The following is a 5,846-nucleotide window of genomic DNA, read 5'->3' on the forward strand; positions in this document are numbered from 1 at the left end:
TGGGCGGGCCCGTGGCCGCTGACGCCGGACCGCCGCCGCCCGGGCCCCCGCCGCGCCCGGCTCCAGCTGCTGCTCGCCGGCGAGGGCGACGAGCCACCCGAGGCGGTGCTGGTGCACTGCGCGGGCACGGAAAATCCACTGTGGACGGTCGAGGGAGTGTACGACTGAGCATGGACGAGAACTACGCACGACGCCTGCGCGACTGGCTCCGAGCCGAACCGGAAACCGCCGAACCCCGGTGGCTCCGCGAGATCCCGGCGCCCGCCCCGCAGGAACCACGCGACCACCCCCAACCGGACGCCTGGTCGGTCCGCGGCCACCTGCCACGCGCCGAACCAACAGCCGACGACGGTCACTTGGCGGTGGTCATCCCCCTGCCCCGCCCATCGGGGGAGAACGGCTGCCGCCTGAGCGGCCCGGGCCGCCGAACCCGCCGCGGGCAGGCCACCGGCCAGGTGAGCGAGGCCGAGGCCGATCAGCGCCGCGGCGACCAGGCTGCCAACCCGCCAACCGCCATGAGCGAGGCCGAGGCCCGCAGCCGTCGCAACCACCCTTCGAACGCCGGTCGCGGCGAATCTGCGAGCCCGATGAGCGAAGCCGAAGCCGATCAGCGCCGCGGCGACCAGGCTGCCAACCCGCCAACCGCCATGAGCGAGGCCGAGGCCCGCAGCCGTCGCAACCACCCTTCGAACGCCGGCCGCGACGAACCCGCCAGCGAGCTGAGCGAGGTCGAAGCCGATCAGCGCCGCCGGGGGCACGCCGCCAACCCGTCAACCGCCATGAGCGAAGCCGAGGCCCGCAGCCGCTGGAACCACCCCTCCAACTGGCACCGTCGTCGCCGCGCCGCCGAAAATCCCCACCGGGAAGAGCCCGGGAGCCGCTGAATGGGCTGGAACAACCCACCCGTCCGCTGGAAGGACCTCGCCCGCACCCTCGCCGGCGATCTCCCGCCCGGCGACCACGGCGACAGCCCCGCCTGGAGCCGCCACCGCGAGACCTACCAACGCCCCCAAGACCTCCCGGCCCGCGGCGCCGACGACGGTGGCGAAGCCGTCCGCGTGCCCTACGCCGAACTGCACTGCCACTCCAACTTCAGCTTCCTCGACGGCGCCAGCCACCCCGAAGAGCTCGTCGAGGAAGCCGCGCGCCTCCAGCTCGACGCCATCGCCCTCACCGATCACGACGGGATGTACGGCGTCGTCCGCTTCGCCGAAGCCGCGCGCGAGCTGGGTGTCAACACCGTCTTCGGCACCGAGCTCAGCTTCGGCCTGCGCAACCCGCAGAACGGCGTCCCCGATCCCGAAGGCGAGCACCTCCTCCTGCTCGCCCGCGGCGACCAGGGCTACCGCGCCCTCTGCCGCGCCATCACCGCCGGGCAGATCCACCCCGGTGCCGAGAAGGGCAAACCGATCTACGACCTCGGTGCGGTCGCCGAGGAGGTCGCCGGGCAGTGCGTCGTGCTGACCGGGTGCCGCAAAGGGGCGGTGCGCTCGGCGCTCGTCACGCACGGCCCGTCGGCCGCCGCCGAACAGCTGCGGATCCTCGTCGACCGGTTCGGGCGCGATCACGTCTACGTCGAGCTCACCGACCACCGGCAGCCGCTCGACAGCACCCACAACGACGTCCTTAGCGGGCTAGCCGAGGAACTCGGCCTGCCGACCGTCGCCACCACCGCCGCGCACTACGCCCGTCCCGAACGTGCGCCGCTGGCCGACGCGCTCGCGGCCATCCGCGCGCGGCGCGGCATCGACGAGCTCGAAGGCTGGCTGCCCGCCGCCGGGACGGCGTTCCTGCGCAGTGGTGCCGAAATGGACGTCCTGTTCCGGCGCTACCCCGGCGCGGTGCGGCGCAGTGCGTTGCTGGGCATGGAATGCGCGTTCCCGCTCAAGCTGCTCGCCCCGAAGCTGCCGCCCTTCGACGTCCCCGGCGACCACACCGAAACCACGTACCTGCGCGAGCTGACCTGGAAAGGCGCGGAGGAACGCTTCGGCAGCAAACCCCACGAAGAAAAGGCGAAAGACCAGATCAAGCACGAACTGGAGATCATCGAGGAGCTCGGCTTTCCCGGGTACTTCCTGATCGTCTGGGACATCGTCCGGTTCTGCCGTGACAACAACATCCTTTGCCAGGGCCGAGGCTCGGCGGCGAACTCGGCCGTCTGCTACGCGCTCGGCATCACGAAGGTCGACTCCGTCGCCTACGAACTCCTCTTCGAGCGCTTCCTCGCCCCGGACCGCGACGGCTACCCCGACATCGACCTCGACATCGAGTCCGACCGCCGCGAGGAGGCCATCCAGTACGTCTTCGCCAAGCACGGCCGCCTCCGCACCGCCCAGGTCGCGAACGTGATCACCTACCGCGCCCGGTCCGCGGTCCGCGACGCGGCACGCGCGCTGGGGTACTCACCGGGCCAGCAGGACGCCTGGAGCAAGCAGATCGACCGCTGGGGTTCGCTGCGCAGCACCGAAAAGGACCACGACCACGACATCCCGGACGAGGTCGTGCAGCTGGCCTTCGCGCTCGAGGACTTCCCGCGCCACCTCGGCATCCACTCCGGCGGCATGGTGATGTGCCAGGAGCCGGTGAGCCAGGTCGTGCCGGTCGAGTGGGCCCGGATGGCCGACCGCAGCGTCATCCAGTGGGAGAAGGAGGACTGCGCGGCCGCCGGGCTGGTCAAGTTCGACCTGCTCGGCCTCGGCATGCTCTCCGCGCTGCACTACATGATCGACCTGGTCCGCGACTACAAGGACGAGGCGATCGACCTCGCCGAGCTGGACCTCGCGGACGGGAACATCTACGAAATGCTCTGCCGCGCCGACGCGATCGGCGTCTTCCAGGTCGAAAGCCGCGCGCAGCTGGCGACCTTGCCGCGCCTGCAACCCCGGGAGTTCTACGACCTCGCCGTCGAGGTCGCGCTGATCCGGCCCGGCCCGATCCAGGGCGGCTCGGTGCACCCGTACATCCGCCGCAAGCAGGGGCGCGAGGAGTGGAGCTACGACCACCCGCTGCTGGAAAAGGCACTGCACAAGACCAAGGGCGTGCCGCTGTTCCAGGAGCAGATGATGCAGATCGCGCTCGACGTCGCGAACTTCACCGCGGCGGAGGCCGACCAGCTGCGGCACGCGATGGGGTCGAAGCGCTCGGACCGCAAGATGGACCGGCTGCGGCAGCGGTTCCTCGAAGGCGCCGCCGCGAACGGGGTCGGCGACGAACTCGCGCAGAAGATCTTCCTGAAGCTCAAGGCGTTCGCCAACTTCGGCTTCCCGGAGAGCCACGCGCTGAGCTTCGCGCACCTGGTGTTTTCCAGCGCCTACTTCAAGTTCTACCACCCGGACGCGTTCCTGGCGGGCCTGCTGCGCGCGCAGCCGATGGGGTTCTACTCACCGCAGTCGCTGGTCGCCGACGCGCGGCGCCACGGCGTCACCGTGCACGGCCCGGACATCAACCGCAGCCTGCCGCACGCGACGCTGGAACCGTTGCCGGACGGGGGAAAGCTGCACGCGGTCCGGACCGGGCTGAGCACCGTGCGGAAGATCGGCGAAGACGTCGCGAACCGGATCACGGCCGAGCGGCAGGCAAACGGCGACTACCGCGACCTCGCCGACGTCGCGCGCCGCGTCCGGCTGACCACCCCGCAGATCGAGGCACTGGCCACGGCCGGCGCGTTCGCGGGCTTCGGCGGCGACCGCCGCCAGGCGCTGTGGACCGCGGGCGCGGTCGCCGGCGAACGGCCGGAGAAGCTGCCCGGCCTGGTCGGCGGGCAGGCACCGGTGCTGCCGGGCATGGATGGCATCGACCTGGCGGCGGCCGACGTCTGGGCGACGGGCGTGTCCCCGGACAGCTACCCGACCGAGTTCATCCGCGACCACCTCGACGAACTGGGCGTCGTCCCGGCGAGCGGCCTGGCCGCCCTCGACGACGGCGCCCGCGTCCTGATCGGCGGCGCGGTGACCCACCGCCAGCGCCCGGCGACCGCGGCCGGCGTCACCTTCCTCAACATCGAGGACGAAACGGGGATGGTGAACGTGATCTGCACGCTCGGCCTCTGGCAGCGCTACCACCGCGTGGCGCGCAGCAGCCCGGCCCTGCTGATCCGCGGCGTGGTGGAGAAGGCCGACGGCGTGGTGAGCGTCCTCGCCGACCGCGTCGAGCCGCTGCAGATGCGGATCAAGGCGAAGTCCCGCGACTTCCGGTGAGGGGCCGCCGCACGAGGGTGATGATCTCCGGACCGGCCGGACGGCGATCCCAGTAGCCGTACTGCTCGTCAACGACCAGCCCGGCCTCGGCGACGAACTCGCCCAGCGCGGCGACGTCGAGGAACCGCAACGTGCTTTCGCTGCGCCGCGGCGCGTTCCAGCTGGGGCTTTCGTACGTCGTCGTGAAGCTGACGTACCCGTCCTCGAACGGCCCCGCGTCGTTCCACGACCGGACGGCGGTTCCGTCGGCCGTGACCACTTCGGACACGTGGGCGGGCGTCCACCGCTCCCAGGCGCGAGCCGCCGGGTCGCGGGTGTCGAACCCGAAGCGGCCACCGGGCTTCAGCGCGCGCCGGATCGCCGCGAAGGCCGTGCGCAGCTCGTCGTCGGTCAGCAGGACCTGGAACGCGTGGCCGGTCATCACGGCGAAGTCGAACTCGCCGTCCCACGCCACGGTCGACAAATCGCCCAGCACCCACTCGACATCGTCGCGACGGCGGGCTTGCGCGAGCATGCCCTCGGCCGGGTCTAGGCCGACGAGGCGCCCCCGGTGCCCGGATTCGCGAGCCAGGTGCAGCAGGGACCCGGTGCCGCAGCCGACGTCCAGCACCGACTCCGCGGCCATGATCATCGGCAGGTAGAAGGCGAAGTCGCCGGAGCGCGGGTTCATCGCGTCGTACAGCGCGGCCAAGCCGGCGTCGGCGAAGTGCTCGTCGGGCATTGCCGCCAACCTAGCGCTCAAGCCAGCCCCAGCAGGTCCGGTCGCGCGGCCAGCTCCCGCCAGTGCGCCGCCGGGTCGCTGACCAGCCGGCGGCGGTCGAGGTCCAGCAGGCCGGACACCGACGTCACCGAAGCCACCAGAGTGCCGTCCGGGACGTGGAACTCCTGCGTCACCCGCGAGGTTTTCCCGGTGCCCCAATGGAACGAACAGCTGACCGTCACTTCGCCGCCCGGGACGAGCTCGTGGTGGAACCGCACCGTCGTCTCCAGGTTGACCGGGCCGATCCGGCGCGCGGCCAGCTCCGCCAGGTCGATGCCCGCCGCTTGCACGCACGACCAGCGCGCGTGGTCGGCGTACGCCAGGTAAGCCGGGCCGCGGACGTGGCCGTTGGCGTCGATGTCGTCACAGCGCACGGGAATGGTCACCTGGAAAGCCATGCCCCGGATCCTGGCCCGGAGACGCCTCGGTCGTCTGGAACTTTTCGGCCACCCGGACGAGCGCCGCGGGCGAAGAACCCGACAGGCGGCGGCAGTCGCGGCCGAGGTGGGACTGGTCGGCGTACCCGAGGTCGGCCGCGACGTCCGCCAGTGACGTCCGCCGGGCTACCAGGGGTTCGAGCCGGCGCAGGAAGTGCTGGAACCGCCGGATCCGGTGCACCTGCTTCGGCCCGGCGCCGACCGCGTGCGCCAGGTGCCGCCGCAGCGCGCGTTCGCTCACGCCGACCTCCTCGGCGACGTCCGCGGCCCGCGCCAAAGGACGCCCCAGCGCGTCGATCGCGGCGAGCAGCCGGTGATCCGGGGTCACGTCCCGGGCAGCAACCAGCGCCTCGAGGATTCCGCGCTGTGCCAACGGATCGGCGGCGGCGAGGGCGTCTTCGGCGCGTCTGGCCACCGCGCCCCAAAGGTCGCTGAGCCGGGTCGCGCCCGCGG

The 5,846-nt window shown here is 71.8% G+C and carries 5 protein-coding genes; 2 read left to right on the forward strand and 3 right to left on the reverse strand.

Annotated elements, in window-relative coordinates:
• The first annotated feature begins 170 nt into the window (after positions 1-170).
• Positions 171-884: a hypothetical protein gene (locus G3I65_RS19760; protein WP_203612434.1), complete on the forward strand. Its 714-nt coding sequence runs from the start codon at positions 171-173 to the stop codon at positions 882-884.
• On the forward strand, positions 885-4,196 hold the full coding sequence (locus G3I65_RS19765; protein WP_160697425.1) for an error-prone DNA polymerase: 3,312 nt from the start codon (positions 885-887) through the stop codon (positions 4,194-4,196).
• Here G3I65_RS19765 and G3I65_RS19770 read toward each other — a convergent pair.
• The 3 genes from G3I65_RS19770 to G3I65_RS19780 form a co-directional block, all read right to left on the reverse strand.
• A complete protein-coding gene (locus G3I65_RS19770) occupies positions 4,168-4,917 on the reverse strand; it encodes a class I SAM-dependent methyltransferase (protein WP_160697426.1) in 750 nt (249 codons plus the stop codon). The two genes, G3I65_RS19765 and G3I65_RS19770, sit on opposite strands and share 29 nt — an antisense overlap.
• 17 nt (positions 4,918-4,934) lie before the next feature.
• Positions 4,935-5,354, reverse strand: coding sequence for a thioesterase family protein (locus G3I65_RS19775; RefSeq protein WP_125307382.1), 420 nt, complete (start codon positions 5,352-5,354; stop codon positions 4,935-4,937).
• A partial coding sequence (locus G3I65_RS19780; protein WP_239071311.1) for a helix-turn-helix domain-containing protein occupies positions 5,320-5,846 on the reverse strand: 527 nt, incomplete at its 5' end. The genes G3I65_RS19780 and G3I65_RS19775, both read right to left, overlap by 35 nt.

The organism is Amycolatopsis sp. SID8362 (assembly GCF_010550475.1).
GTDB lineage: Bacteria > Actinomycetota > Actinomycetes > Mycobacteriales > Pseudonocardiaceae > Amycolatopsis > Amycolatopsis eburnea.